Source organism: Streptomyces sp. NPDC002054 (assembly GCF_040296685.1).
GTDB lineage: Bacteria > Actinomycetota > Actinomycetes > Streptomycetales > Streptomycetaceae > Streptomyces.
This window is the reverse complement of sequence record NZ_JBEOXT010000021.1, coordinates 1-24,364: the sequence shown is the minus strand read 5'-3', so window position 1 is coordinate 24,364 and position 24,364 is coordinate 1. Positions and strand designations below refer to the sequence as shown.

Genomic DNA, 24,364 nt, shown 5'->3' with positions numbered 1-24,364 from the left:
GTACCGATCCGGACTCGACCGGCCCGCGGCGGCCCGGTGGGAGGGCATCACTGGGGCAGCTGGAGGATCGGGAAACTGCCGGTCGCCGTCGGTGCGTGCTCCGGCAGCCACAGCACCGCCACCGCTCCCGCCGCCTCGCCCGCCCGGTCCGTGCCACCCGGTCCCGCCACGTTACGGAACGTCAGGCGGGCGCCGAGCACCCGGGCTTGGCCGGCCGCGATGGTCAGCCCCAGCCCGTGGCCCACGCCCGCCCGGTCCGTCGAGCCGGTGCGGAACCGGCTCGGTCCGTCGCGCAGCAGGGCCTCCGGGAAGCCGGGCCCGTGGTCCCGTACGCGTACCACCCGGCCCTCGACGTCCACTTCGACCGGCGGTCTGCCGTAGCGGGCGGCGTTCGCGAGGAGGTTGCCCAGGATCCGCTCCAGCCGGCGCGGGTCGGTGCTGACTATCTCGTCCGCGACGATCCGGATGGAGGCCTCCGGCATCAGCGAGGCGACCCGGCGGCTGACGAACTCGCCCAGGGCCACGTCCTGGAGCTCGGCCCGCTCGGACGCGCTGTCCAGCCGGGCCACTTCCAGTACGTCCTCGACCAGCACCCGCATCGCCTGCGCCCGGTCCCGTACGAGCTCGGTGGGGCGGCCCGGCGGCAGCAGTTCCGCGGCCGTCAGCAGGCCGGTCACCGGGGTGCGCAGCTCGTGCGCGATGTCCGCGGTGACCCGGCGTTCGGCCTCCAGCCGTTCCTGGAGGGCGTCGGCCATGGCGTCCACGGCCCGCGCCAGATCGTCGGTCTCGTCCCGGACGACCCCGCCGACCGCGTCCCGCACCCGGACGTCGGGGTCGCCGTGCGCCACCCGGGTCGCGGCGGTCGCCGCCTTGCGCAGCCGTCGGGAGATCTGCCCGCCGATGAGCACGCCGAGCGCGGAGCCGCCGATGACCACCGAGAGCGAGCCGATGACCAGGGCCTGGTCCAGGTCGCGCATCATGTCGGCGCTCTCCCGGAACTGGCTGTGGATGGACAGCACCTGCCCGTTGCCGAGCGGCACCGCCGCCCACACCTCGGGAAGCGTGCGCCCGTTCTCCTGGACGTAGGTACCGCGCCGCCCGCCGCGTGCCTTGTCCCGCAGCGGGGCCGGCAGTTCCGGGTCGTTGATCTTGGCGCCCATCATCGGCTTGCGGCCGGCGTCGGCGTTGCGCGAGATGAACTGCACGCGGTCCAGCTGGACATTGCGCTGGTTTTCGAGCATCGACACCCGGGCGGCGCTGTGCACCACCAGGCTGAGCGCGAGCGCGATGAGGGCGCCCACGGCGGCGATGGCGAGTGTGATCTTCCAGCGGATGCCCGTGCGCAGAGTGAAGCGCTTCATCCCTTGAGCTTGTATCCGAACCCGCGGACCGTTTCGATCCGGTCCTGGCCGATCTTGGTGCGGAGCCGCTGGACGTGGACGTCCACGACCCGGGTGTCGCCGCCCCAGTCGTAGTCCCAGACCCGTTCGAGGAGCCGGTCGCGGGAGAGGACGGTGCCGGGGGCGGAGGAGAACTCCAGCAGCAGCCGCATCTCGGTCGGGGTCAGGGCCACCGGGTTCCCGGACTTGTGGACCTCCATGCCCTCGGTGTCGACCTCCAGGTCGCCGAAGGACAGCACCCCGCGTTCCCCGGCCGGGCCGGCCTCGCCGCCGCCGGGGCCGCCGGCGTGGCCGAAGCGGCGCAGCACGGCGCGGATCCGGGCCACCAGGACCGAGCCGTCGAAGGGCTTGGTGACGTAGTCGTCGGCGCCGGCCTCCAGGCCGAGCACCACGTCGATGCTGTCCGCCCGGGCGGACAGCATGATGACGGGCACCGTGGACTCGTCGCGGATGCGCCGGCAGAGACTGACGCCGTCCATGCCGGGGACCATCACATCGAGCAGGGCGATGTCGGGGCGGTTCGCGCGGAACGACTCCAGGCCCGACAGGCCGTCGGGCATGGCGGTGACCACGAACCCGTCGCGTTCCAGCGCCAGGGTCGTGGCCTCGCGGATGACGTCGTCGTCCTCGACGAACAGGACATGGGTCTCGGCCATTGCGGAAGCCTCGCCTCAGTTCTTCTGTGTCACGGCCGGGGCGGGCAGGGCGCCGCCGTCGACCACGTTGCTGTAGTCCGTGTGCACGCGGCTGAGCAGCGCGAACTTCTCGCCCGACCAGCGGTACGTGATGACGTCCTCCCCGGAGGGGTAGGCAAGGGTGTCGCTCTTGGCGTACACCGGCTTGCTGATCACCAGATCGCCCCGGTCGATCTCCGCGTAGACGGGTGGCTGCTCGTCCGCGAAGACGTTCTCGTACCGTCCGCCGTCCTCGCGGTACACGTAGGAGCCCAGACCCATCGCATCATCGCAGGACAGCACGTTGACGACGACATCGTCGACGTTGTTGCCGGTGATCTTCCCGTAGCTGACGTCGACCGGGTACTCCTTGCCCGCGCAGGGCTTGAGGTCCTGCTTGATCCCGGCGCTGACCTTCGGGTCCGCCTTGAGCAGCGCCACGGGGTCGATCTTCGCCATCGGCGAGGCCTCTACGCTGCCCCCGGGGGACGGGGTCGGCGCGGTCTTGGCCACGGCTTCCGAGCGGGCCGGACCGCCGTCCTTCAGGCCGGTCCCCCCGGTGGAGCACCCGACCACGAACAGCGCGGTGCCGACGAGGACCACCGTCCCCGTCGACACCAGTACCAGCGAACCTCTGCCGCTCAGGCCGCGCACCGCTCCCGCCCCTCGTCACGCACGTGGTCACCGCGCTCCAACGCTCGCATGTCCAGGTCGCGGCTCTCCAGCTCCTGCCGGAGGCGGGCCAGTGCCCGGTGCAGAGTGCTCTTCACGGTTCCCGCCGACATCCCGAGCGCCGCGGCCGTCTCCTCGGTGCTCATCTGCTCCCAGTGTCGCAGTACCACCACACTGCGCTGCTTGGGTGCGAGCACTTTCAGGATGTCCATCAGCAGGGCGCGGTCGGCGCGCTGCTCGGAGCCGTCCTCGATGCGGGCGTCCGGGAGCTGCTCGGTGGGGACCTCTTCGAGCTTGCGGGCGCGCCACCACTCGGTCCGGGTGTTGATCATCACGCGGCGGAGGTAGGCGTCGGCGAGGGACTTGTCGGCGATGCCGTCCCAGCGTCCGTAGGTCCGGACGAGCGCGGTCTGCAGGAGGTCCTGTGCGTCGGTCGGGTCCGGGACCAGGCGCCGGGCGCTGCGCAGCAGCGCGTCCTGCCGAGTGCGTACGTACTCTTCGAATTCGAGTACCTCGCCGTGCGCCATCTCAGACCGCCTCCGTTCCGTAACCGCTCTTCGTCCCCTGCTGATGGATTCGAAGGTACGGAGGGGTTGTCACGAGGCTGTGCGGTCCAGACTTCGGTGGGCGCACGGCTACCCATAGGTTGTGTAACAACGCCTTTGAGCTGCGGTTTCCGGTGGTGAAGCGGAATCCCAGACTCAGGTTTGGATCAGGTCCGGATCAGGTTCGGGGGAGGCGGTAGCTGCCGCCCTCGAGGGGTTCCACCAGGCCGTCGGAGACCAGCCCGTCGAGCGCCCGGGCCCGCTGGACCGGCTCGTCCCAGACCGCGTCGAGAGCCGCCTGCGGAACCGGGCCGACCGCTTCCCGCAGTACGGCGAGCAGCTTGCCGCGGACCTGCCGGTCGGTCCCGGCGTACGTCTGGCCCCGCCGGGCCGGCCCCTCGTGCGGCGGCTTCCCGGCCAGCCGCCAGGCGCACAGACCGGCGACCGGGCAGCGGGCGCAGTCCGGGTTCTTCGCCGTGCACACCAGGGCGCCGAGCTCCATGGAGGCGGCGGCCCAGCGGGCGGCCGTGTCCTCGTCCTCGGGCAGCAGGGCCCGGGCGAGCCGCCGCTCGGCGGCGGTGGTGGCGTTCGGCGGGTACTCGACGCCGGTCGCGGTCCGGGCGAAGACCCGGCGGACGTTGGTGTCCAGCACCGCGTGCCGCTGCCCGTACGCGAAGGAGGCCACCGCGGCGGCCGTGTACTCGCCGATCCCGGGCAGCGCGAGCAGCTGTGCGTGCTCCCGCGGTACGTCGCCCCCGTGGCGTTCCGTTATGGCCACGGCCGCGCCGTGCAGGCGCAGGGCACGGCGCGGGTAGCCGAGCCGGCCCCAGGCGCGGACGGCCTCGCCGGGCGGTTCGGCGGCCAGATCGGCGGGCCGGGGCCAGCGGGCCAGCCACTGCTCGTATACCGGCAGGACCCGCTTGACCGGGGTCTGCTGGAGCATGAACTCGCTGACCATGACCCCCCAGGGGCCGGCCTCGGGGCGGCGCCAGGGCAGGTCGCGGGCGTGCTGGTCGAACCAGGCGATGACGGGGGAGTGGAGCGCGTGCGCGCTGTCGGCGTCGAGGGCAGGAGTCGCAGAGGTCGCAGTCATGGCACTCCGCATCCTGGCACGGATCAGGTGCGGTGTGCCGGGCCCGGACCGGTGAACCAGACGGCCGGAGCGATGCCGCTGTGACGCATGGTGATGATGAGCCGACTGGTCGGACCGGCCAGGACCATCATGAGGAGCGCGGCCAGCGAGCCGCCCAGCAGCAGACCCATGGCGACGTCGTGCGGGTAGTGGACGCCGACGAACACCCGGGAGAAGGCCATCAGCAGGGCCATCGGCACGGTCAGCAGTGCCAGGCGGGGGGCTGCCAGCGCGAGGGCGATGGCGGCGGCCCCGGCGATCGCCGAGTGGTTGCTCGGGAAGGACCAGTCACCGGTGACCGGGCACTCGATCAGTGAACGTGCGGCGCCGGCGACCGCCCGGCAGGGGCGTTCCTCGCGCACCGTGGACTTGACGGCTTCCGAACCGACGTACGCGAGGGCGGTGACGAGCGGTGCGAGGACGGCGAGCGCGACCGCCCGCGGGTCGCGGGCGCGGGAACGCCACCACAGGGAGAGGAAGAGCACCCCGAAGAGGAGCAGCCCCAGCTCGGTCCAGAGCTCGGCGAGCGTCTGGGTCCAGCCGGGGGTGGTCCGGGCGAAATCGGTGATGTCTCGGTAGAGGTCGGAGCTGTCCATGGTCACCGACAGTACGTAAAACGGACTAACGTCTGCATCATGCGGATGGCCGGTTCGGGCGGGTTCCGGATACCTCTCCAGGATGATCATCGCCAAATCTCGCCCGCCGCCCGGCATGTGGGGCACTGATCGGCTCCCGGACTCTCGTAAAGTTCCCTTCGTGGGATCTCTGCGCAATCCGGTCGGGCCGCTTCCCTCCTCCATCTACTGGCGACGGAGGGCAGTTCTGGCATCCGTCGTGGCACTGCTCGCGCTGCTCGCCGTATGGACCGTCAGTTCCGGTGGCGGGAAGGTGAGCAACGACGGCAAGGGCTCCGGCGGCCCTGATCCGATCGCCTCGATCACCCCGGGTGCACCCGGCAAGGGTCCGGCGATCAGTCAGGCGCCGGGCGGACGCGACGAGTCGGGCGGCAGCGTCGGCTCGGGTACCGGCGGCTCCGGTTCCGCGGCGGGCGCCGGGAGCGGGACCGGCACCGGCAAGAACGGCGAGCCGGGCGGCGGCGCGGGCGGCGGCTCGAGCTCCGGCTCCGGCAACGGCACGGGCACATCGGCCGGTTCCGGCGGCAGCTCGGCGCAGGTCCCGGCCGACTCCGGGCTTCCCACCTGTGCGCCCAACGCACTCCAGTGGGAGATCAAGAGCGCGAAGAACGAGTACGAGGCCAATGAGCGGCCTCGCCTCGACCTGGTCGCGCGCAATGTCTCCGGCACCACCTGCAAGGTGGATCTCGGCCCCAAGCAGGCCGTGCTGACCATCCTTCAGGCCAGCGTCACCAAGGCCGTCTGGTCCTCCGACCACTGCCCGGCCGGCGCGGGGAACGTCTTCTACCGGCTGCCCGCCAAGGGCGAGACCAGCCAGTCGCTGGAATGGGACCGCAAGTTCAGCGCCGCCGACCGGTGCGGCACGCCGCCCGAGGGCAGCGCGGTCCCGGACACGTACGTCGTCGAGGTCAAGTCCCCGGGCATGCCGGTGGCGCGGACCTCGTTCGTCCTGAAGTCGGACTGACCCATGCACATACGTACGCGGATACAGGCCGCGGTACTCGCGGCCGTCGCCGTCGTGGCGGCGGTCGGCTGCTCCCACCCGCTCGCGGACCTCGGCCCGCTGCCCCCGAGGTACTCGGGGCCGCCGCTGGAGGCTGACCTGGTGGTGCGGGAGCTGAGCGAGTCCCTCGGCGAGGCGGGGCTGGGCCTGGTGCGGGCCTCTCAGGTGCACATCCCGACCCAGTGCACCGAGCACCTGACCGGCACGTACCCGGCGGCCACGGCCGACGCGGCGCTCAAGGACGGCTTCTCCCGGGCACGGAAGCGCGGCTGGCAGGACGGACCGGATATGCGCCCGGCGCTGACCCTGAGCAAGGGCAACTGGACGGCGATGGCGCAGCCGGCGGGCGACAACGGGGACGACTCCGGTAACACGACGATCCTGGTGACCCTGGTGTGCTACGGCTCCACGTCGAAGCCGCTGCCGAACAGCCCGTCCCCGGCTCCGTCACCGACCGCGGACGATGACTACGAGAACGACGACTACGAGGACGACCCGGACCTGACCTAGACGTACCGCTCCAGGATCGAGGACTCGGCCAGCCGGGACAGGCCCTCCCGGACGCTGCGCGCCCGCGCCTCGCCGACTCCGTCGACGGTCTGCAGGTCGTCCACGCTCGCCGCGAGCAGCTTCTGCAGTCCGCCGAAGTGCTCGACCAGCCGCTCGATGATCGCGCCGGGCAGTCGCGGAACCTTCGCCAGCAGCCGGTAGCCGCGCGGGGAGACCGCCGAGTCCAGGGTCTCCGGGGAGCCGGTGTAGCCGAGCGCGCGGGCCACGATGGGCAGCTCCAGCAGCTCCGCGTGGGTCAGCGCGTCCAGCTCGGCGAGCGCCTCGTCCACGGTGCGGGAACGCTTCGCCGTGGGCTCCGGCACGTAGTCGCGGATGACGAGCTCGCGCTCCTGCTCGATCCCGACGGTCAGCTCGTCGAGCTGGAGGGACAGCAGCCGGCCGTCGGTGCCGAGCTCCACCACGTACTCGGCGATCTCGGTGGCGATCCGGCGGACCATTTCCAGCCGCTGCCCGACCGCCGTCACATCGCGGACGGTGACCAGGTCCTCGATCTCCAGCGCCGACAGGGTGCCGGCGACCTCGTCGAGGCGCAGCTTGTAGCGCTCCAGGGTGGCCAGTGCCTGGTTGGCGCGGGACAGGATCGCCCCGGACTCCTCCAGGACCCGGCGCTCCCCGTCCACGTACAGGGCGATGAGCCGCATGGACTGGGACACCGAGACGACCGGGAACCCGCACTGCTTGGACACGCGGTCGGCGGTCCGGTGCCGGGTGCCGGTCTCCTCGGTCGGAATCGAGGCGTCCGGCACCAGCTGGACTCCGGCCCGGAGGATCTTGGTGATGTCCTTGTCGAGGATCAGCGCGCCGTCGAGCTTGCAGAGCTCGCGCAGCCGGGTCGCGGTGAACTCCACGTCCAGCACGAAACCGCCGGTGCACATGGCTTCCACGGCCTTGTCCATACCGAGGACGATCAGGCCGCCGGTGTTGCCGCGGACGATCCGCTCCAGGCCGTCACGCAGGGCCTGACCAGGGGCGACGGCGGTCAGTGACGCGCGCATCAGCGCGTCGTGCTTGGAGCTTGCGCCGGACTTCCCGGGTGCTGCTGCCCCGTCCTTGGCTGCCACTGCACTCCTCCGGTCGCGGGTTGCGCCGCCGGGCCCCGCGTGCGCGGGGAGTGGGCGGACCGGCACAAAGTCTACCGGCGCATGCCATGGCCCTGCCGGTGGTTACCGCGGAGCCACCGCACGGGACCCCGCCCCGGCCCGCCGGCCACGCCCACCTGCGGGCCGAAACCCGGCTCCGCGGCGCTGCGGCTATGCCCGCCCGCGGGCCGAAACCCGGCTCCGCTGGTGTACGGAGCCGTGGTCCGCCTGCCCCGGGCTCGGCCCGCGCCCCCTATTCCGCCTTGGCTGGGCGGCGGCTGCGGGGGAGGACCCGTAGTGCGTCGCCCATGTCCGCGACCTCGGTCACCTTCATGCCCGCCGGCACCTTGCCCGGGTCCGAGGGGACCAGCGCGTGCGTGAAGCCCAGCCGGTGTGCCTCCGCCAGCCGCCGCTGGACGCCCGTCACCCGCCGGACCTCGCCGGCCAGGCCCACCTCACCGATGGCGACCAGGTTCTTCGGCAGCGGGACGTCGCTCGCGGCCGAGGCCAGGGCCAGCGCGATCGCCAGGTCCGCGGCCGGCTCGGTCAGCTTCACCCCGCCCACCGTGGCGCTGTAGATGTCCCGCTTGCCGAGCGCGGTGATCCGGCCGCGCTGCTCCAGGACCGCCAGCATCATCGAGACGCGGGAGGTCTCCAGGCCCGAGGTGGTGCGCCGGGGGGACGGGATCTGCGAGTCCACCGTCAGCGCCTGCACCTCGGCGACCAGCGGGCGCTTGCCCTCCAGGGTCACCGTCAGACAGGTCCCCGGGACGGCCTCGGCCCGGCGGGTCAGGAACAGCCCGCTCGGGTCGGCGAGCCCGGTGATCCCCTCGTCGTGGAGCTCGAAGCAGCCGACCTCATCCGTGGCCCCGTACCGGTTCTTGACCCCGCGCACGAGCCGCAGCCGGGCATGCCGGTCGCCCTCGAAGCTCAGCACCACATCCACCAGGTGCTCCAGCAGCCGCGGTCCGGCGATCGCCCCGTCCTTCGTCACATGGCCGACCAGCAGCGTGGACATGCCGCGCTCCTTGGAGGCCCGGATGAGCGCGCCGGCCACCTCCCGCACCTGGGCCATGCCGCCCGGCGCCCCGTCGATCTCGGGCGAGGCGATGGTCTGTACGGAGTCCAGGATCAGCAGGGACGGCTTCACCGCGTCCAGATGCCCCAGCACCGCCGACAGGTCCGTCTCCGCCGCCAGATACAGGTGGTCGCTGAGCGCGTTGATCCGGTCGGCCCGCAGCCTGACCTGGCTGGCCGACTCCTCGCCCGTCACATAGAGCGTGCGGTGCGCGTCGCTCGACGCCTTCGCCGCGACGTCCAGCAGCAGGGTCGACTTCCCCACGCCCGGCTCGCCGGCCAGCAGCACCACGGCCCCGGGCACCAGCCCGCCGCCGAGCACCCGGTCCAGCTCGTCCACTCCGGTCGACCGTGCGGTCGCCTGCCGCCCGTCCACCTGTCCGATCGGCACCGCCGCGGTGGAGACGCGCCCCGCCGCGGTGGTCCGCACGGCGGGCGCACCCTGCTCCTCGACGGTCCCCCAGGCCTGGCATTCGGGACACCGCCCGAGCCACTTCGCGGTGGTCCAGCCACACTCGGTGCAGCGGTAGGACGGCCGGTCCTTGGCGGATGATCGGGATGTACGGGCAGCCATGCGCCCCACGGTAACGGGCGGCACCGACAGCGCAGGGCGCGGTGGGCAACCGCAGACGCTCCGGGCGCTTCGGACGTCAGGACACGTGTCCTGTTTTGTGCGATCTGGTCACCCGTAAGGATTAAAAGTGCTGAAGGCTTCCGGGCCGTCACCGGCGCGCCGCCTACGGTCGCCGGGTGACCAGCAGCAGTCAGGCACAACCCGCCCCGCACTCCGGCGCACACCGGGCGCACGGGCGCGCGCTCCCCGAGGGGGAACAGCCGCCCGCTTCCCCGCACGAGCCGTATCTGGATGGCCTGTTCACGTACTGCCTTTCGGTGCTGTGCGATCACGGGGCCGCCGTCGAGGTGCTGGCCGAGGTGCTGGCCGTGGCCGAGCGGTACCCCGGGCGATGTCCCGGCGAGGGCGAGCGGCGGGCCTGGCTGTACGCCCTGGCGCGCTGGGCCTGCCTGCGCAGGCTCGCGGAACAGCGGCGGGTGCGGCACGTCAGCAGGCAGGGCGGTCGCCGGGGCCGGCCGGGGGCGGGCGTCGGGGCGCACGGCGCGGGGCGTGCGCCGGAGCAGCAGGGGCGCACAGAGGCGCACAAGCCGGCGGCCCAAGCGGCCGAAGCCGAGGCCGTCGAGGCTGCGGAAGCCGCCGAAGCCGCGGAAGCCGCCCGGCAGCGGGCCGAACTCGCCCGGCTCGCCTGGCCCGAAGCCGCCGGTACCACGCCCGAACAGCGGGAGGCGCTGGAACTGGCCGTCCGCCACCGCTTGGCGGTGCCGGAACTCGCCGCCGTGCTCGGCACCGCCCCGGCCACCGCCCGCGAGCTGCTCTCCGGTGCCGCCTGCGAGGTCGAGCGGACCCGCGCCGCCCTCGCCGTCGTGGAGACCGGCTGCTGCCCCGCCGTCGCCCGCCTCACCGGCGACAGCCAGCTGCTGCTGTCCAGTACCCTCCGTGCCGAGCTGGTCCGGCACGTGGACGACTGCCCGCGCTGCCGCCGGGTCGCCGAACGGGTCGGGGCCGCCGCGCCCTGGCCCGGCTCCGGCGGCACCCGCACCGCCGCCCTGCCCCTGGTCCCGGCGCCCCGGCGGGCCGTCCACGCGGCAGCGCTCGGCGCCACCCGCTCCGGCCGGTCCGCCGCCCCCCGCTTCACCCGGACCGGGTTCCCGATGGACCCCAAGGACCGGGCGGCCCGCCGCAACCGGTTCCGGGCCGGGGCCGTCACCACCACCGTGGTGGCCACCGTGGTCGCCGCGCCCGTGCTGGCCCTGTGGGCCGCCTACCGGGGCGCGCCGAGCACCGAGGAACCGACGGCCGGCGGCGCCACCCGGATCTCGGCCAGCGAATCGGAGATCCCGGCCCGCGCGGACGGCCGCCGGCACACCGGGTACGAGAACGCCGGCAACACGGCCCGCACCGGCGCCGAGCCGGGTTTCCTGCGGGCGGGCCGGACCTCCGACGTGTCCGTCGAGGTGATCAGCACCGGCGGCGCCACCACCCCGCTGCGCCCGGGCGGCCCCGGCCGGATCGAGGCCGACGCGGTGTCCCGGGGCGGTACGACGTATCTCCTGCTCACCGCCTCCGGCGGCGCCCCGGTGGACTGGCGGCTCCGGTCGGACGCGCCCTGGCTGCGGGTCAGCCAGGCCTCGGGCACGCTCGCGCCCGGCGAATCGATCACTCTGCTGATCACCGTGGACCCGTACGGCCAGCCGCCCGGGCCGTGGCGGGCCCGGGTCGGCGTCGATCCGGGCGGCGCGGTCATCGCCATCCAGGGCCGGGGCCATCTGGCCCCGCAGCCGTCGGGGCAGCCCACCCCGGCTCCGCAGCCGACCCCGGAGCCGACGCCCACCCCGACCCCGGAGCCGACGCCCACGCCCACCCCGGAGCCGACGCCGACCCCGACTCCGACCCCGGAACCCAGTCCGCAGCCCTCCGAAGGAACGGTTTCCCCGTCCCCGCAGCCGTCACCGCCCGCCGGCTGACCCGGCTGACCCAACGGACGCCGGAGCCAGGGAACGGCTCAGGCCACCGGGTCGGCCGGATGCGGAGCCATCGGCAGCAGCGAGGCCAGCCGGGCCTCGCACAGCTCGACCAGCGCGTCGTACCCCGCCTTGCCCATCAGCTCGATCAGCTCCGCCCGGTACGACACGTAGACCGGCTGGCCCGCGCCGTGCGCGGAAGTGGCCGACGTGCACCACCAGTGCAGGTCGTGGCCGCCCGGACCCCAGCCGCGCCGGTCGTACTCGCCGATCGACACCTGGAGCACCCGGGTGTCGTCGGGCCGCTCGATCCACTCGTACGTCCGCCGGATCGGCAGCTGCCAGCACACGTCCGGCTTGGTCTCCAGCGGCTCCTTGCCCTCCCGCAGGGCCAGGATGTGCAGCGAGCAGCCGGCCCCGGCCGGGAACCCGGGCCGGTTCAGGAAGATGCACGCGCCCTTCCAGCGGCGGGTCTGCTTGTCGCCGTCGTCGTCGAGCTGGGTCCACCCCGTCTCGCTGCCCACATCGTGGAACTCCCACAGCTCCGGGGTGAGCCGTGCCACGTGCTGTGCGACGCGCTTCTCGTCGTCATCGTCGGAGAAGTGCGCGCCGAGCGTGCAGCAGCCGTCCGAGGCCCGTCCGGCCTTGATGCCCTGGCAGCCGCTGCCGAAGATGCAGGTCCAGCGGGAGGTCAGCCAGGTCAGGTCACACCGGAAGACCTGCTCTTCGTCGGCGGGGTCCGGGAACTCCACCCAGGCCCGGGGGAAGTCCAGGCCCTTCTCGTCGCCCGCCGCAGCGGCCGACGCGGACGGCCCGGCGGCCTGCCCGGCGGTCCCGGCGGTCTTGACGGGCTTCTTCTTCGTCTTGGCCTTCTTCGTATTTGGCACAAACCCAAGCCTAAGCGCCCCTTACGTCACCCATCCGCGTTCGTGCCAGTAGCGTTTCGCGTATGAGACTCGGTGTCCTTGATGTGGGTTCGAATACGGTCCATCTGCTGGTGGTGGATGCGCACCCCGGCGCGCGCCCGCTGCCGGCGCACTCGCACAAGGTGGAACTGCGCCTGGCGCAGCTCCTCGACGAGCACGGCGCGGTGAGCCCGGAGGGCGTGGAGCGCCTGGTCTCGGTCATCACGGAAGCGGTGCAGGCGGCCGAGGACAAGGGCTGCGAGGAGGTCCTGCCGTTCGCGACCTCCGCGGTCCGGGAGGCCACCAACGCCGACGAGGTCCTGGACCGGGTCAAGGCCGAGACCGGGGTCGACCTCCAGGTGCTCAGCGGGGAGGACGAGGCCCGGCTCACCTTCCTCGCCGCCCGCCGCTGGTTCGGCTGGTCCGCCGGGAAACTGCTGATCCTCGACATCGGCGGGGGCTCACTGGAGATCGCTAAGGGCCTGGACGAGGACCCGGACGTGGCCGTCTCGCTACCGCTGGGCGCCGGCCGGCTCACCGCGGGCTGGCTGCCCGGCGACCTGCCGGACCCGGCGGACGTCAAGGCGCTGCGCCGCCATGTGCGGGCGCAGATCGCCCGTACGGTCGGCGAGTTCAACCGCTTCGGGGCGCCGGACCGCGTGGTGGGGACCTCGAAGACCTTCAAGCAGCTGGCCCGGATCGCGGGTGCGGCCCGGTCGACGGAGGGTCTGTACGTGCAGCGGGGGCTGACCCGCAAGGCGCTGGAGGAGTGGGTGCCGCGGCTGGCGGGGATGACCACCGGCCAGCGGGTGGCCCTGCCGGGCGTGTCGGAGGGCCGGGCGGGGCAGCTGCTGGCGGGCGCGCTCGTTGCCGAGGGGACCATGGATTTGTTCGGGGTGGACGAGCTGGACGTCTGCCCCTGGGCGCTGCGCGAGGGCGTCATCCTGCGCCGCCTGGACCACCTGCCGGCACCGAGCCCGGAGCCGATCGTTCCGTAGCCGCGGCAGCCGTCGCAGCCCTTGCAGCCCCGCGCAGCCCGTCGGCCCGGCCGCAGCCGGGCGGGGGCCGGACCCGTACCCTGTCTCCGTGGCAGAACCAGTCCGGATCCCCGACGCGAAGGTCGCGTTGTCCACCGCCTCGGTCTACCCCGAGTCCACGGCGACCGCCTTCGAGATCGCCGCGCGCCTCGGCTACGACGGTGTCGAGGTGATGGTCTGGACGGACCCGGTCAGCCAGGACGTCGAGGCCCTGCGCCGGCTCTCCGAGATCCACCAGGTCCCGATCCTGGCCGTGCACGCCCCCTGCCTCCTGATCACCCAGCGGGTGTGGTCCACCGACCCGTGGACCAAGCTGCAGCGGGCCCAGGCCGCCGCCGAGCGGCTCGGCGCGTCCACCGTGGTCGTCCATCCGCCGTTCCGCTGGCAGCGCCAGTACAGCCGTGACTTTGTGACCGGCATCTGGCGGATGGCCGACGAGACCGACGTCCGGTTCGCCGTCGAGAACATGTACCCGTGGCGCTACCGCGACCGCGAGATGCTCGCGTACGCACCCGAGTGGGACGTCACCAAGGACGACTACCGGCACTTCACGGTCGACCTCTCGCACACCGCCACCGCCCGCACCGACGCCACCGCGATGGTCGACCGGATGGGGGACCGGCTCGCCCACGTCCACCTCGCGGACGGCAACGGCTCCGCCAAGGACGAGCACCTCGTGCCCGGGCGCGGCAGCCAGCCCTGTGCCGAGCTGCTGGAACGGCTGGCCCTGAACGGGTTCGACGGCCATGTGGTGATCGAGGTCAACACCCGGCGCGCCATGTCCTCCGCCGAGCGCGAGGCGGACCTCGCCGAGGCCCTGGCCTTCACCCGGCTCCACCTCGCCAGCGCGGGCGCCGCCGCCCCGCACCGGGTCCCGCGCCCGTGACCGGCGTACCGGAGGGGTCGGACGTACCGGAGGGGCAGGACGTACCCGAGGGGCAGGACGTGCCGAAGCGGCCTCGGCGCGGCCCCGGCCGGCCGCCCCGCGACGAGGCGGACGACGGCCCGAGCACCCAGGAGCGGATCCGCCTCGCCGCCCGCGAGGTGTTCGCCGAGCGCGGCTACGACAAGACCTCCGTCCGCGGGGTGGCGAAGGCCGCCGGCGTCGACCCGGCCCTGGTCCACCACTACTTCGGGACCAAGGACGACCTCTTCGCCGCCGCCATCGAAATGAGCATGGAGCCCGCCCTGGTCGTCCCGGCCATCCTGGCGACCGGCCCCGACGGCATCGGCGAGCGGCTCGCCCGCTACTTCCTCGGCGTGTGGGAGAACCCGGTGACGCGGGCCCCGCTGCTGGCGGTCATCCGGTCCGCGCTCACCCACGAGGCGGCGGCGAAGGTGCTGCGCCGGCTGGTGCTGCGCCGGGTGCTGGAGCGGGTCGCGGCCGACCTCAACGTGCCCGACCCCACCTTCCGTGCCGAGCTCGCCGCCTCCCACATGGTGGGCATCGCGATCCTGCGGTACGTGCTCGAAGTCGAGCCGCTCGCCTCCGCCGACCCGGAGGCGATCGTGGCCCTGGTGGCCCCGACCCTGCAGCGGTACCTGACAGAGGAGTGAGGCGGTCCCGGCGCGGCCCTGACCGGGGCCGGGGCGGCGGACGTGGGCCGCAGCGGCGCGGTGACCGCTGACTGAGCCCGGCGTCCCGCCATCCGGACACCGCGTCCGCATCCTGAAGCCGGGGGCGTAATCTCGTAAACAGCCATGCAGTCGCATTCTGCTCGTATTCCGCTCTATGGGGAGTGAACCCGATGCCCGAGCTGAGGTCCCGCACCGTCACCCACGGCCGCAACATGGCGGGCGCACGAGCCCTGATGCGTGCATCGGGCGTAGCGAGCGAGGACATCGGCAAGCCGATCATCGCGGTCGCCAACTCCTTCACCGAGTTCGTCCCCGGGCACACCCACCTGGCCCCGGTCGGCCGGATCGTCTCCGACGCCATCCGGGCCGCGGGCGCCATCCCCCGCGAGTTCAACACCATCGCGGTGGACGACGGCATCGCCATGGGCCACGGCGGCATGCTGTACTCCCTGCCCTCCCGCGACCTGATCGCGGACTCGGTGGAGTACATGGTGGAAGCCCACTGTGCCGATGCGCTGATCTGCATCTCCAACTGCGACAAGATCACCCCCGGCATGCTGATGGCCGCCATGCGCCTCAACATCCCGGTGGTCTTCGTCTCCGGCGGCCCGATGGAGGCCGGCCAGGCCACCCTCGTCGACGGCACCGTCCGCAAGCTCGACCTGATCAACGCGATCGTCGACGCGGTGAACGAGAACGTCTCCGACGAGGACGTCCTCCGCATCGAGGAGAACGCCTGCCCGACCTGCGGCTCCTGTTCCGGCATGTTCACCGCCAACTCGATGAACTGCCTGGCCGAGGCCATCGGCCTGGCCCTCCCCGGCAACGGCTCGGTCCTCGCCACCCACACCGCCCGCCGCGCCCTGTACGAGAACGCCGGCCGCACGGTCGTGGAGATCACCAAGCGGTACTACGAGCAGGACGACGAGTCCGTCCTGCCCCGCAACATCGCCACCCGCCAGGCCTTCGAGAACGCCATGGCCCTGGACATCGCGATGGGCGGCTCGACGAACACGATCCTGCACCTGCTGGCCGCGGCCCAGGAGGCCGGCCTCGACTACGACCTCAAGGACATCGACGAGGTCTCGCGCCGCGTCCCGTGCCTGGCGAAGGTCGCGCCGAACGTCGCGCCCGGCGGCACGTACTACATGGAGGACGTGCACCGCGCCGGCGGCATCCCCGCCATCCTCGGCGAGCTGCACCGCGGCGGCCTGCTCAACAAGGACGTCACAACGGTCCACTCGGACAACCTGGAGGACTGGCTGGCGCAGTGGGACGCCCGCTCCGGCACCGCCTCCGAGGTGGCCATGGAGCTGTGGCACGCGGCTCCCGGCTGCAAGCGCTCCGCGACCGCCTTCTCCCAGTCCGAGCGCTGGGAGACCCTGGACCTCGACGCCGCGGGCGGCTGCATCCGCTCCGTGGAGCACGCGTACTCCAAGGACGGCGGCCTCGCGGTGCTGCGCGGCAACATCGCCGAGGACGGCTGTGTCGTGAAGACGGCCGGCGTGGACGAGTCGATCTGGACCTTCGAGGGTCCGGCGGTGGTCTGCGAGTCCCAGGACGAGGCCGTCGAGAAGATCCTCTCCAAGAAGATCAAGGAAGGCGACGTGGTCGTCATCCGCTACGAGGGCCCGCGCGGCGGCCCCGGTATGCAGGAGATGCTCTACCCGACCTCCTTCCTCAAGGGCCGCGGCCTGGGCAAGGCCTGCGCACTGATCACGGACGGCCGCTTCTCCGGCGGCACCTCGGGCCTGTCCATCGGCCACGCCTCCCCGGAGGCGGCCTCGGGCGGCACGATCGCCCTGGTCGAGGACGGGGACCGGATCCGCATCGACATCCCGAACCGCTCGATCGACCTGCTCGTCTCCGACGAGGAGCTGGCGGCCCGCCGCGAGGCGCTCGGCGGGGTGTACGCCCCGAAGAACCGCGAGCGGAAGGTGTCGGCGGCGCTGCGTGCCTACGCGGCGATGGCGACCAGCGCGGACAAGGGAGCGGTCCGCGACGTGAGCCTTCTCTACTGACAGAGCTGTAGGCGACGGACAGATCCGTAAGCGCTACCGGCCGGGTGCTACCAGCCGGCCGGGTCCGCGCCGGTCACCGCGAACACGGAGCCGTCGGGGGCGGTGGCAAAGACCCGGCCCCCGGCGACCACCGGCGCGGGCCGGGTCCCGGCATAGGTGTTCCGGCCGGTGCCCATCCGCGGGTCGGTCTGCCCCACCGGACGCCCGGTGGCCGCGTCCACGGCCAGCAGCCGACCGTCCGCCGCGGTCAGGTGCACCCGGCCGTCCGCGAAGACCGGCCGGGACGCCACGCTCAGGCCCGTCTCCAGCCGCCACTTCTCGCCCTGCCCGCCGAGGGCCACCAGGGTGCCCGAGGTCCCGAACAGGTACACCGTCCCGTCTGCCCCGACCTCGGCCTGAGCCTGTACCAGCGGGGCGGTGAGCGGGATCTCCCGGACCGCCCGGGTGCGCAGGTCGACCCGGAGGACGGCCCGGGTCGAGGAGCGGACGTCGGTCACCGGCAGGTACAGCCCGTCCCCGGCCACCCCGGCCGGGCCGGCCGATCCGGGGGCCCCGAGCTGCCACAGCACCCGCCCGTCGGCCGGGTCGACCGCCGAGATGCGGGTCGAGGTGCCGTCGGGGCCGGGCGTGGCCACGTACACGGTGGTCCGTCCCGATTCCGGCGGGCCGGGCCACCACAGGGATCCCACCCCGGCCACCCGCTTGGTCCACCGGGCGGTGCCGGTGGCCGCATCCAGCGCGGTGACCGATCCGTCCACGGCCGCGATCAGCACCTGCGCCCCGGCCGGTACGACCTTCGCGCCTGCGGGCAGTTCCTTCCGCCAGCGCTGCCCGCCGGTCGCCGGGTCCAGGGCCTGGAGGAGTCCGCTGCCGTCGGCGACGGCGAGGACGAGCCCGCCGGCGTGCTGCGGGGCGGTGTGCTGCGCGGTGCTCCCGGCCTTCCCGGTGTCGGCCACGGTCCACCGCTTCGAGCCGTCGGCCGGGTCCACCCGGGCGGCGGTCACCCCCAGACCCGAGCAGTACAGGGCCCCGTCCGCCCAGGAGCAGGCCGGGGCCTGGTTCGCCGCCCGCTGCGGGCCCAGCTGCGCCGTCCACGGGGCGAACGCCTCGGGCCCGGGCCGCTCCCGGGCCGCCGCCACGGTTCCGGTCGGCTCCTCGGCCGTACGGAGCTGGAGGTAGCCGCCGACCGCGCCGCCGGTGAGCAGCAGCCCCAGCGTCACCGCCAGGGCGACGGCGGTCCGCCGCCGCAGCCGGCGCCCGCCGCCGGCCGGCTCCCCCGTCGCATCCGCCGCGTCCGCCGGGATCCGCCGGTGGGTGACCTCCTCGGCCACGGCCACGGCCGGCCGGCGCGGCTGCGGGATGAAGGCCCGGGTGTCCTCGGAGGTCGGGTACGCCGCCGCGCGCAGGGCGACGATCAGCTCGTCGGCGGACGGCCGGTCCGCCGGATCCTTGGCGAGACAGCGCCCGACGATCACCGCGAGCTGCGCCGGCACCCCGGTCAGATCGGGCTCGCTGTGCACCACCTGGTACGCGACGATGTAGGGACTGTCGGAGTCGAAGGGTCCGCGCCCGGTGGCCGCGTGCACCAGCACCGCACCCATCGCGAACACGTCCGCCGCCGGCCCGACCTCCCGCGGGCGCTGGAACTGCTCGGGTGCCATGAACGGCGGGGTCCCGATCAGCTTCCCGGTTTCCGTCCGCAGATCACTGTCGTAGGGCCGGGAGATCCCGAAGTCGATCACCTTCGCGCCGTCGGCCGCCATCAGTACGTTGCTCGGCTTCAGGTCCCGGTGCACCACCCCGGCCCGGTGGATGTCGCGGAGTGCCTCCGCCAGCCCCGCGCCGAGCCGGGCCAGCTCGGGCCCCGTCAGCAGCCGCTCCCGCGCGCGCTCGGCGAGCGTCGGCGCGTCGATGAACAGGGTGGCCATCCAGGGCCGCTCGGCATCGGGGTCGGCATCCACGACCGGAGCGGTGAAGGCGCCGCTGACCCGCCGCGCGGCGGCGATCTCCTGCCGGAACCGGGCCCGGAACTCGGGATCCACCGCGTGTTCGGCGTGGACGACCTTGACGGCGAGTTTCAGCCCGGAGGCCGAGGTGGCCAGATGGACGACGCCCATGCCGCCGGAACCGAGCACGGATTCCAGCCGGTACTGCCCGGCGTACTCGGGAAATCCGGCCTGCTCCGCACGCAACGACTGCATGGCCCACCACCCCCGCGGGAGCCTAGTCGATGGGCCGTACGATTCCTCGGCAGCCTGCTACCCTGCGCGAGTTGCCGAGCGGAACGCTCAACGGGGGAGATGCACATGTCGGTTGAGAACGAACTGAACCAGCCCGAAGCCGTGGCCGAAACCAGTGCCACCGCGGGCGGCGGCTACCCGTCGTTCCCGGTCGCCCCCGGCTACCGGGTGAACGTCCGCAGCGGACCCGGCACCAACTACTCCGTCGTCCGGGTGCTGCCGTACGGCGCCTGGGTGACGATCAACTGCCAGACCCCCGGCACCAGGGTTTCCGGCCCGTACGGCACCTCCAACATCTGGGACTGCGTCGGCAACGGCGAGTTCGTCGCCGACGCGTACGTGAAGACCGGCGTCGACGGGTACGTCACCAGCCGCTGCGGCTGACGCCCTCCCAACACGCGGGGGGAGATAATCGGCCGTGTGAGCGACGACCAGCGAGACCAGACCAGCCCCGCCGAGACCCCGGCCGTCGGCCCCCAGCCCGAGCCGATCAAGTTCTTCGGCACCACCTGGGTGAACCACGACGGCGGCTACCTGCTGCGCCGCATCGGCATGGCCCTCGGCTCGCTCGCCGCGGCCGTGGCGGGCGCCCTGCTGCTCCAGCTCGCCTACGAAGGCCTGGCGATCGGCGACGTCGGGCCCTTCCTCTCCATCTCGGTCGTCGTCCTCTTCGCGATCTGCAGCGCCATCGCCTTCGCCAAGACCTGGGAGTCCTTCGGCCGCCGCCCGGCCCCCTCCTCGGACGAGGCCTCCCTCAAGGGCCTGAAGACCATCGGTTTCATCGGCTCCCTGGTCGCGTACTTCCTGCGCTGCCTGGTCGAGGCCCCCGGCGAGAAGCTCCACCGCGCCGAGTACGAGAAGGCCGCCGCCGAGTTCGCGCGCCGACGCAGCAGCCGGACCGGAAACCCCGCCGCCCGCCGCCCCAAGCGCAAGAAGTAAGCCTCCACCGCCCTCTCTGTTGACGCCATTGACGCCCCGGCACCGCCAGGCGCATTATTCATCACATGATGAATAAAAGAGAGGCGGCGCCCTCGCCCGCCGTACACGCCCGCGGACTCACCGTCCGCCGCGGCACCGGCCGAGCCCTCCACACCGTCCTCGACGCCATCGACTTCGACGTCCCCCGAGGCCGGATCACCGGCCTCCTCGGCCCCTCCGGTTGCGGAAAATCAACCCTCATGCGCGCCGTCGTCGGCACCCAGGCCCACGTCACCGGCACCCTCGACGTCCTCGGCCGGCCCGCCGGCCACCCCACCCTCCGCTCCCGCATCGGATACGTCACCCAGGCACCCTCGATCTACGACGACCTCACCGTCCGCCAGAACCTCCACTACTTCGCCGCCGTCCTCGACCCCGGCCGCGCCGCCGCCGACCGCCGCGCGGAATCCGTCCGCCGGGTCCTCGCCGACGTCGACCTCACCACCCACACCGACGCCCTGGCCTGCACCCTCTCCGGCGGCCAGCGCAGCCGCGTCTCCCTCGCCGTCGCCCTGCTCGGCACCCCCGAGCTGCTCGTCCTCGACGAACCCACCGTCGGCCTGGACCCCGTCCTCCGCCGCGACCTCTGGAACCTCTTCCACGAGATCGCCCGCACCCGCGGCGCCACCCTCCTCATCTCCTCCCACGTCATGGACGAAGCCGAGCGCTGCCACGACCTGCTGCTCATGCGCGAGGGCCGCATCCTCGCCAAGGACACCCCCGACGGCCTGCGCGACCGCACCCGCACCGACACCGTCGAAGCAGCCTTCCTCCGCCTCGTCGACGACGCGAACGCCGCCGCCCGCCAGACAGCCCTAGAAGCCACCCACACCACAGCAATCACCGCAGCAACCGAGGGGACCCGATGAGCACCACCGTCATCAACGGCGCCCGCACCACCGCCACCGCCGCCCGCGTCCTGTGCCAGCTGCGCCACGACCCGCGCTCCATCGCGCTGATGCTGCTGGTACCCGTCCTGATGCTGACCCTGCTGCGCTACGTCTTCGACGGAAACCCGCGCACCTTCGACCAGATCGGCGCGTCCCTCCTCGGCATCTTCCCCCTCATCACGATGTTCCTGATCACCTCCATCGCCACCCTCCGCGAACGCACCTCCGGCACCCTCGAACGCCTCCTCGCCATGCCCCTGGGCAAGGGCGACCTCATCGCCGGCTACGCCCTCGCCTTCGGCGCCCTGGCCGTCATCCAGTCCTTCCTCGCCACCGGCACCGCCCTGTGGGTCCTCGGCCTCGACGTCATCGGCTCCCCCTGGCTGCTGCTGCTCGTCGCCCTGCTCGACGCCCTGCTCGGCACCGCCCTCGGCCTCTTCGTCTCCGCCTTCGCGGCCTCCGAGTTCCAGGCCGTCCAGTTCATGCCGGCCGTGATCTTCCCCCAGCTGCTGCTCTGCGGCCTGTTCGCCGCCCGCAGCACCATGCAGCCCGTACTCGAAGGCCTCTCCAACGCCCTGCCCATGTCCTACGCCGTCGACGGCATGACCCAGGTCCTCACCCACACCGACATGACCGCCGCCTTCGTCCGCGATGTCGCCGTCGTCGCCGGCTGCGGCCTGCTCGTCCTGGCCCTCGGAGCCGCCACCCTCCGCCGCCGCACCGCCTGACCACCCACCGGACACCCCGGCCCCGGAACCCGCCCGGGTGCGAGGATGGCGGCGTACGTACCCCCAGTTCGGCGAGGTGAATCGGGCATGACCCAGACAGTCGCAGTCCTCGGTACCGGCAAGATCGGCGAGGCCCTGCTCAGCGGCATGATCCGGGGCGGCTGGCCCGCCTCGAAGCTGCTCGTCACCGCCCGCCGCGCCGAACGCGCCGAGGAACTCCGCACCCGCTACGGCGTCGAGGCGGTCACCAACGCCGAGGCCGCCAAGCGCGCGGACACCCTCATCCTCACCGTGAAGCCCCAGGACATGGGCAAGCTCCTGGAGGAACTCGCCCCGCACGTCCCCGCCGACCGCCTGGTCATCAGCGGTGCCGCCGGCATTCCCACCTCCTTCTTCGAGGAACGGCTCGCCCCCGGCACCCCCGTCGTCCGCGTCATGACGAACACCCCTGCCCTCGTCGACGAGGCCATGTCCGTCATCTCGGCCGGCAGCCACGCCACCGCCGCCGACCTCGCCCACACCGAGGAGATCTTCGGCGGCGTCGGCAAGACCCTCCGGGTCCCCGAATCCCAGCAGGACGCAGCCACCGCCCTGTCCGGCTCGGGCCCCGCCTACTTCTACTTCCTCGTCGAAGCCATGACCGACGCCGGCATCCTCCTCGGCCTGCCCCGCGCCCAGGCCCACGACCTGATCGTGCAGGCCGCCATCGGAGCCGCCGTGATGCTCCGCGACAGCGGCGAGCACCCGGTCAAGCTCCGCGAGGCCGTCACCTCCCCGGCCGGCACCACCATCAACGCGATCGTCGAGCTGGAGAAGCACGGCGTACGGGCAGCCCTCATCGCCGCCCTCGAAGCCGCCCGCGACCGCAGCCGCGAACTCGCCACCGGCAACAGCTGACGCCGTACGGACCCCCGCCGGCCGGGGGTCCGTACGTACGCCCGCCCCTCAGGGAGCGAGCAGCCCAATGGCCTCGTACGCCCCATCCACGACCGGCCGCGCAATGCCCCGGGCCCGCTCCGCCCCCGCCCGCAGCACCTTCTCCACCGCCGCCGGATCCGCCGCCAGCTCGGCATGCCGCTCCCGCACCGGCCGCAACAACTCGACCACGGCCTCCGCGACATCCCGCTTCAGCTGCCCGTAGCCCGTGTATCCGGCGGCCAGCTCCACCGGATCCCCACCCGTGCAGGCGGCCAGGATGTCCAACAGATTCGCCACCCCCGGCCGGGCCGCGCGGTCGTAGACCACCCCGCCCTCGTTGTCAGTCACCGCCCGCATCACCTTCTTGGTGACGGCCCCCGGCTCGTCGAGCAGATAGACGACCCCGGCACTCACCTCATGGGACTTCCCCATCTTCGACCGCGGGTCCTGGAGGTCCATCACCCGCGCGGCCACCGCCGGATGCGTCGCCCTCGGCACGGCGAACGTCGGCCCGTACCGCTGGTTGAAGCGCACCGCCAGATCCCGGGTCAGCTCGACGTGCTGCCGCTGGTCCTCCCCGACGGGCACCTCCTCCGACCGGTACGCCAGGATGTCCGCCGCCATCAGCACGGGATACGTCAGCAACGACAGCCGCACCCCGTCCCCGGCCGCCTGCGCCCTGCCCGCCTTCTCCCTGTACTGGATCATGCGCCGCAGCTCCCCGTCCGAGGCCGTGCACTCCAGCAGATAGGACAGCCGCGTGTGCGCGTCGACATGGCTCTGCACGAAGAGGGTGCAGCGCTCCGGATCCAGCCCGGCCGCGAGCAGCAGCGTCGCTGCCTGCCGACTGAGGCGCCGCACCCGCGCCGGATCGTGCTCGACGGTCAGCGCATGCAGATCGACCACACAGAACAGCGCCTCGTCCGGCTCCCGCTCGGCGGCGACCCACTGCCGTACGGCCCCCAGGTAGTTGCCCAGCGTCAGATGCCCGGTCGGCTTGACCCCGCTGAAGATCCTCGTCATGTCCCTCTGCTCCCTGTGGTGTGGGTGTCGGCTGTGTCGGTACCGGCGCTGTCAGCGGCGACCGAGCCACCCCGGGAGGGGAGAAACAAGAACGGCCGCCGTAGCGGCGGCCGTGGAGCGCATGCGTGCTCGCGTGAAAGGTCGGCCGCCGTCAGGCGGCCAACCAGCGAAGGTTGAGCGTGAGCGCATGCGTAGTCACGGATCCAGGCTAGCCGTGGAGGGCGCCCCACGCCCGGGGTTGACACGGGTGTCCGTGGTCCGTAAGGTTCTTCGAGTTGTCCGAAGTGAGCGCCGACCACGGTCGGTCCCCGGACAGCCATCCCGCAACACTCATTCGAACGAACGACGCACTTTGTCGTCTCGTTTTCATGCGTATTTGCGAATGAGGAATCCGTGTCCGATGGACACAGTCGCCGATTAGGTCGGGGGCAAGGAATCCGCTAAGGTCTCACCACGTCGGAACAGCCCAACGGGCCGGGAAGACAAACCCCGCTGACTGGGAGTCAGGCCCGAAAGGATCTGATAGAGTCGGAACCGCCGGAAAGGGAAAGCGCGAAAGCGAAAACCTGGAAAGCGCCGAGGAAATCGGGTCCGAAAAGATCTGATAGAGTCGGAAACGCAAGAACAAAGCAAGAACAAAGCAAGAACGAAGGAAGCGCCCGGAGGAAAGCCCGCGAGGGTCAGTACAAAGGAAGCGTCCGCACCTTGAGAACTCAACAGCGTG

At 72.5% G+C, this 24,364-nt stretch carries 23 protein-coding genes; 12 read left to right on the top strand and 11 right to left on the bottom strand.

What is annotated here, in order from left to right; all coding sequences use genetic code 11:
- Positions 1-47: 47 nt before the first annotated feature.
- The 6 genes from cseC to ABT123_RS20835 all read right to left on the bottom strand — a co-directional run bounded on the left by cseC (position 48) and on the right by ABT123_RS20835 (position 5,019).
- Positions 48-1,361: a two-component system sensor histidine kinase CseC gene (cseC, locus tag ABT123_RS20860; RefSeq protein ID WP_351316611.1), complete on the bottom strand. Its 1,314-nt coding sequence runs from the start codon at positions 1,359-1,361 to the stop codon at positions 48-50.
- Positions 1,358-2,056 (bottom strand): two-component system response regulator CseB, encoded by a 699-nt coding sequence (gene cseB, locus ABT123_RS20855; protein WP_351316609.1) that lies wholly within the window; start codon positions 2,054-2,056, stop codon positions 1,358-1,360. The genes cseC and cseB overlap by 4 nt, the downstream gene beginning before the upstream one ends.
- 15 nt (positions 2,057-2,071) lie before the next feature.
- Positions 2,072-2,692: a hypothetical protein gene (locus ABT123_RS20850; protein WP_351316606.1), complete on the bottom strand. Its 621-nt coding sequence runs from the start codon at positions 2,690-2,692 to the stop codon at positions 2,072-2,074.
- Between the two features lie 23 nt (positions 2,693-2,715).
- A complete protein-coding gene (locus tag ABT123_RS20845) occupies positions 2,716-3,273 on the bottom strand; it encodes a SigE family RNA polymerase sigma factor (RefSeq protein WP_351316603.1) in 558 nt (185 codons plus the stop codon).
- A gap of 196 nt (positions 3,274-3,469) precedes the next feature.
- On the bottom strand, positions 3,470-4,384 hold the full coding sequence (locus ABT123_RS20840) for an iron-sulfur binding domain-containing protein (protein ID WP_351316601.1): 915 nt from the start codon (positions 4,382-4,384) through the stop codon (positions 3,470-3,472).
- Positions 4,385-4,407: 23 nt separating this feature from the next.
- Entirely contained in the window at positions 4,408-5,019 is a 612-nt protein-coding gene (locus tag ABT123_RS20835; protein WP_351316598.1) for a phosphatase PAP2 family protein, read from the bottom strand.
- Between the two features lie 160 nt (positions 5,020-5,179).
- Between ABT123_RS20835 and ABT123_RS20830 the strand changes: the two genes are divergently transcribed.
- Positions 5,180-6,022, top strand: a complete 843-nt coding sequence (locus ABT123_RS20830; RefSeq protein WP_351316596.1) for a hypothetical protein — start codon at positions 5,180-5,182, stop codon at positions 6,020-6,022.
- A gap of 3 nt (positions 6,023-6,025) precedes the next feature.
- The gene (locus ABT123_RS20825; RefSeq protein ID WP_351316593.1) at positions 6,026-6,571 is read left to right on the top strand and encodes a hypothetical protein; all 546 of its coding nucleotides are present in this window, start codon (positions 6,026-6,028) and stop codon (positions 6,569-6,571) included.
- Here the strand turns inward: ABT123_RS20825 and disA are convergent.
- Together disA and radA are read right to left on the bottom strand one after the other, a co-directional pair.
- Positions 6,568-7,692 carry a DNA integrity scanning diadenylate cyclase DisA gene (gene disA, locus ABT123_RS20820; protein WP_351316590.1) on the bottom strand — a complete coding sequence of 375 codons (1,125 nt, stop codon included), beginning with the start codon at positions 7,690-7,692 and terminating at the stop codon, positions 6,568-6,570. The two genes, ABT123_RS20825 and disA, sit on opposite strands and share 4 nt — an antisense overlap.
- A 271-nt stretch (positions 7,693-7,963) precedes the next feature.
- Positions 7,964-9,361: a DNA repair protein RadA gene (gene radA, locus ABT123_RS20815; protein ID WP_351316587.1), complete on the bottom strand. Its 1,398-nt coding sequence runs from the start codon at positions 9,359-9,361 to the stop codon at positions 7,964-7,966.
- A 176-nt stretch (positions 9,362-9,537) separates the two neighbouring features.
- On the opposite strand from radA, the gene ABT123_RS20810 reads away from it, so the two are divergent.
- Positions 9,538-11,325: a BACON domain-containing protein gene (locus ABT123_RS20810; protein ID WP_351316584.1), complete on the top strand. Its 1,788-nt coding sequence runs from the start codon at positions 9,538-9,540 to the stop codon at positions 11,323-11,325.
- Between the two features lie 38 nt (positions 11,326-11,363).
- Here the strand turns inward: ABT123_RS20810 and ABT123_RS20805 are convergent, their stop codons facing one another.
- Positions 11,364-12,209, bottom strand: a complete 846-nt coding sequence (locus ABT123_RS20805; RefSeq protein ID WP_351316581.1) for a DUF3109 family protein — start codon at positions 12,207-12,209, stop codon at positions 11,364-11,366.
- Positions 12,210-12,271: 62 nt separating this feature from the next.
- Here ABT123_RS20805 and ABT123_RS20800 point away from each other — a divergent pair, with 62 nt between their 5' ends.
- The 4 genes from ABT123_RS20800 to ilvD all read left to right on the top strand — a co-directional run bounded on the left by ABT123_RS20800 (position 12,272) and on the right by ilvD (position 16,863).
- Positions 12,272-13,225, top strand: coding sequence for a Ppx/GppA family phosphatase (locus ABT123_RS20800; protein WP_351316578.1), 954 nt, complete (start codon positions 12,272-12,274; stop codon positions 13,223-13,225).
- Positions 13,226-13,313: 88 nt separating this feature from the next.
- Positions 13,314-14,150, top strand: a complete 837-nt coding sequence (locus ABT123_RS20795; RefSeq protein WP_351316575.1) for a sugar phosphate isomerase/epimerase family protein — start codon at positions 13,314-13,316, stop codon at positions 14,148-14,150.
- A gap of 59 nt (positions 14,151-14,209) precedes the next feature.
- Positions 14,210-14,821, top strand: coding sequence for a TetR/AcrR family transcriptional regulator (locus ABT123_RS20790; protein WP_351316933.1), 612 nt, complete (start codon positions 14,210-14,212; stop codon positions 14,819-14,821).
- A gap of 191 nt (positions 14,822-15,012) precedes the next feature.
- Positions 15,013-16,863: a dihydroxy-acid dehydratase gene (ilvD, locus tag ABT123_RS20785; protein WP_351316573.1), complete on the top strand. Its 1,851-nt coding sequence runs from the start codon at positions 15,013-15,015 to the stop codon at positions 16,861-16,863.
- A gap of 47 nt (positions 16,864-16,910) precedes the next feature.
- Here ilvD and ABT123_RS20780 read toward each other — a convergent pair whose 3' ends face one another.
- Positions 16,911-19,064: a serine/threonine-protein kinase gene (locus ABT123_RS20780; RefSeq protein WP_351316570.1), complete on the bottom strand. Its 2,154-nt coding sequence runs from the start codon at positions 19,062-19,064 to the stop codon at positions 16,911-16,913.
- Between the two features lie 105 nt (positions 19,065-19,169).
- Here ABT123_RS20780 and ABT123_RS20775 point away from each other — a divergent pair, with 105 nt between their 5' ends.
- The 5 genes from ABT123_RS20775 to proC all read left to right on the top strand — a co-directional run bounded on the left by ABT123_RS20775 (position 19,170) and on the right by proC (position 22,596).
- Positions 19,170-19,487, top strand: coding sequence for a peptidase (locus ABT123_RS20775; RefSeq protein WP_351316567.1), 318 nt, complete (start codon positions 19,170-19,172; stop codon positions 19,485-19,487).
- A 36-nt stretch (positions 19,488-19,523) separates the two neighbouring features.
- The gene (locus ABT123_RS20770) at positions 19,524-20,042 is read left to right on the top strand and encodes a hypothetical protein (RefSeq protein ID WP_351316564.1); all 519 of its coding nucleotides are present in this window, start codon (positions 19,524-19,526) and stop codon (positions 20,040-20,042) included.
- Positions 20,043-20,107: 65 nt separating this feature from the next.
- Positions 20,108-20,950, top strand: a complete 843-nt coding sequence (locus ABT123_RS20765; RefSeq protein ID WP_351316561.1) for an ABC transporter ATP-binding protein — start codon at positions 20,108-20,110, stop codon at positions 20,948-20,950.
- The gene (locus ABT123_RS20760; protein WP_351316558.1) at positions 20,947-21,699 is read left to right on the top strand and encodes an ABC transporter permease; all 753 of its coding nucleotides are present in this window, start codon (positions 20,947-20,949) and stop codon (positions 21,697-21,699) included. Before ABT123_RS20765 ends, ABT123_RS20760 begins: the two co-directional genes overlap by 4 nt.
- 87 nt (positions 21,700-21,786) lie before the next feature.
- Positions 21,787-22,596 carry a pyrroline-5-carboxylate reductase gene (proC, locus tag ABT123_RS20755; protein WP_351316555.1) on the top strand — a complete coding sequence of 270 codons (810 nt, stop codon included), beginning with the start codon at positions 21,787-21,789 and terminating at the stop codon, positions 22,594-22,596.
- Between the two features lie 48 nt (positions 22,597-22,644).
- On the opposite strand, the gene trpS is transcribed toward proC, so the two are convergent.
- A complete protein-coding gene (trpS, locus tag ABT123_RS20750; protein WP_351316552.1) occupies positions 22,645-23,640 on the bottom strand; it encodes a tryptophan--tRNA ligase in 996 nt (331 codons plus the stop codon).
- Between the last annotated feature and the right edge of the window lie 724 nt (positions 23,641-24,364).

Excerpts from the sequence above, each read along its gene's own strand:
- cseC (WP_351316611.1), bottom strand. The coding sequence starts at position 1,361 with ATGAAGCGCTTCACTCTGCGCACGGGCATCCGCTGGAAGATCACACTC.
- cseB (WP_351316609.1), bottom strand. The coding sequence starts at position 2,056 with ATGGCCGAGACCCATGTCCTGTTCGTCGAGGACGACGACGTCATCCGC.
- ABT123_RS20845 (WP_351316603.1), bottom strand. The coding sequence starts at position 3,273 with ATGGCGCACGGCGAGGTACTCGAATTCGAAGAGTACGTACGCACTCGG.
- ABT123_RS20840 (WP_351316601.1), bottom strand. The coding sequence starts at position 4,384 with ATGACTGCGACCTCTGCGACTCCTGCCCTCGACGCCGACAGCGCGCAC.
- ABT123_RS20835 (WP_351316598.1), bottom strand. The coding sequence starts at position 5,019 with ATGGACAGCTCCGACCTCTACCGAGACATCACCGATTTCGCCCGGACC.
- ABT123_RS20825 (WP_351316593.1), top strand. The coding sequence starts at position 6,026 with ATGCACATACGTACGCGGATACAGGCCGCGGTACTCGCGGCCGTCGCC.
- radA (WP_351316587.1), bottom strand. The coding sequence starts at position 9,361 with ATGGCTGCCCGTACATCCCGATCATCCGCCAAGGACCGGCCGTCCTAC.
- ABT123_RS20800 (WP_351316578.1), top strand. The coding sequence starts at position 12,272 with ATGAGACTCGGTGTCCTTGATGTGGGTTCGAATACGGTCCATCTGCTG.
- ilvD (WP_351316573.1), top strand. The coding sequence starts at position 15,013 with ATGCCCGAGCTGAGGTCCCGCACCGTCACCCACGGCCGCAACATGGCG.
- ABT123_RS20780 (WP_351316570.1), bottom strand. The coding sequence starts at position 19,064 with ATGCAGTCGTTGCGTGCGGAGCAGGCCGGATTTCCCGAGTACGCCGGG.
- ABT123_RS20775 (WP_351316567.1), top strand. The coding sequence starts at position 19,170 with ATGTCGGTTGAGAACGAACTGAACCAGCCCGAAGCCGTGGCCGAAACC.
- ABT123_RS20765 (WP_351316561.1), top strand. The coding sequence starts at position 20,108 with ATGATGAATAAAAGAGAGGCGGCGCCCTCGCCCGCCGTACACGCCCGC.
- ABT123_RS20760 (WP_351316558.1), top strand. The coding sequence starts at position 20,947 with ATGAGCACCACCGTCATCAACGGCGCCCGCACCACCGCCACCGCCGCC.
- proC (WP_351316555.1), top strand. The coding sequence starts at position 21,787 with ATGACCCAGACAGTCGCAGTCCTCGGTACCGGCAAGATCGGCGAGGCC.
- trpS (WP_351316552.1), bottom strand. The coding sequence starts at position 23,640 with ATGACGAGGATCTTCAGCGGGGTCAAGCCGACCGGGCATCTGACGCTG.